Raw genomic sequence first — 1,520 nt, 5'->3', positions numbered from 1 at the left:
CCCTCGGAGCCCAGTGTGTGACTTCGATCGAGGAGTCGATCGGCGTCGGCCAGGTGCCCTTGCTCGTAGAGCAGGTCACCGAGTAGAGCTGCGGTCAGGCGGGTGCCGTATCCGAGCTCACCTTCCGCTTGCGTCGCCAGGTCCGTGGCGTGCCGAAAACTCGCCTCTGCAGCAGGGAGGTCCAATTGTTCCCGGGCTGCAATTCCTGCCAGACAGTAGCCATAGATCACGCTGAAGGGACCACTGGATCGCTGCTGGAAAGGGACCGCCCACTTCTGCCACCGGCGGGCCTCGTCGAAGTCGAAACGGTAGATCGCATGGAAGGACGCGGCGTCGGCGGCTCCGCACAACACCCAGGGTGGCAATGTGCTCGCTCGCGCCACACATCCTTCGACCGCTTCGTCGAGCCCGTCGATCTTGTCGCTGAAGACGTTGATCGTGGCCCGGATGAAAGCGATCTGGACGCGCATATCTGCCACCGCTTGGTCGTCCGCTTCCTTGTCGAGTGCCGCTTCGGCGGCGGAGAGGAGGTTCTCCGCTTCGCTGAGGTGATGCAGCAGTGCGTGCGCCCACGCGACGGTGATCTGTAGACGGGGCCTGTTCACCGTCGAGGCGGCAGGGAGTTTCGCGGCGAGGCCGAGAAGCGTACCCATCTGCGACCGTTCGAGCAGTTCCATCGCGGTGCCTTCGACGAGTGCGACAGCGTGATGCGCGTCGCCGGCGAGGAGGAAGTGATCGACTGCTTGGCTGAGGAGACGCCGGTCGGCGAACCACTGGCCGGCTCGCCGGTGAAGCTCGACGCCCTTATCGGGATCGTCACGTCCGAGGCGACGTTGGAGAAACTCGGCGAAGAGGTGGTGGTAGCGGAACCACTCCCCGTTGTCGTCGAGGCGACGCAGGAACAGATCACGCGTCTCGATCTCCTCGAGAGTCGCTTGTCCTCCCGGTCGGCCGGACAGCACGCGGGCGAGATCTCCGCACGTCTTCTCCGTGATCGAGGTCGCCAACAGAAAGTCGAGGGTCGGCGGATCGAGGCTGTCGAGCACGTTTTCGGCGAGATACTCTCCGATGGCCCGGTTTCCTCCGGACAGATGACCGATCAGCTCGTGGGGGTGCGGGTGGTCACGCAATGCCAAGGAGACCAGCTGCAACGCTGCCGCCCACCCGTCTGTCGATTGTTCCAGTTCGACGAGGTCCGGTTCTTGTAGCTCGATCCCGGTTCGGTCGTGCAACAATTGCGTCGACTCCCGAGTGTCGAAACGCAGTGCTGCTGAGTCGATCTCGACTAGCTCGTTACGGACACTCAGGGTGCTGAGAGGCAAGCCGAGTCGTGTGCGGCTGGTGACGATCAGGTGGAGATGATGGCAGCCGTGCTCGAGCAGGAAAGCCAGTGCGGATCGTGTGGCGTCGTTCGTCACGCGATGCCAGTCATCGATGACGAGGGCGACGCGCTTATCTGTCGAATGCAGCGTGTCAATCATCGAGGTGAGTACGTGCCTTTCGCGGCCCTCACCGTGAAC

The 1,520-nt window shown here is 63.2% G+C and carries 1 pseudogene; it reads right to left on the bottom strand.

Going from position 1 to position 1,520, the window contains the following annotated elements:
* Positions 1–1,481 (bottom strand): annotated as a pseudogene (locus WAW17_RS08180) (protein kinase); the annotation flags it as partial.
* Positions 1,482–1,520: the final 39 nt, after the last annotated feature.

Source organism: Rhodococcus sp. (in: high G+C Gram-positive bacteria) (assembly GCF_049286785.1).
In the GTDB taxonomy this organism is placed as follows: Bacteria; Actinomycetota; Actinomycetes; order Mycobacteriales; family Mycobacteriaceae; genus Rhodococcus_F.
The sequence above is the reverse complement of the archived record's forward strand: the minus strand, read 5'-3'. Positions and strand labels throughout refer to the sequence as shown.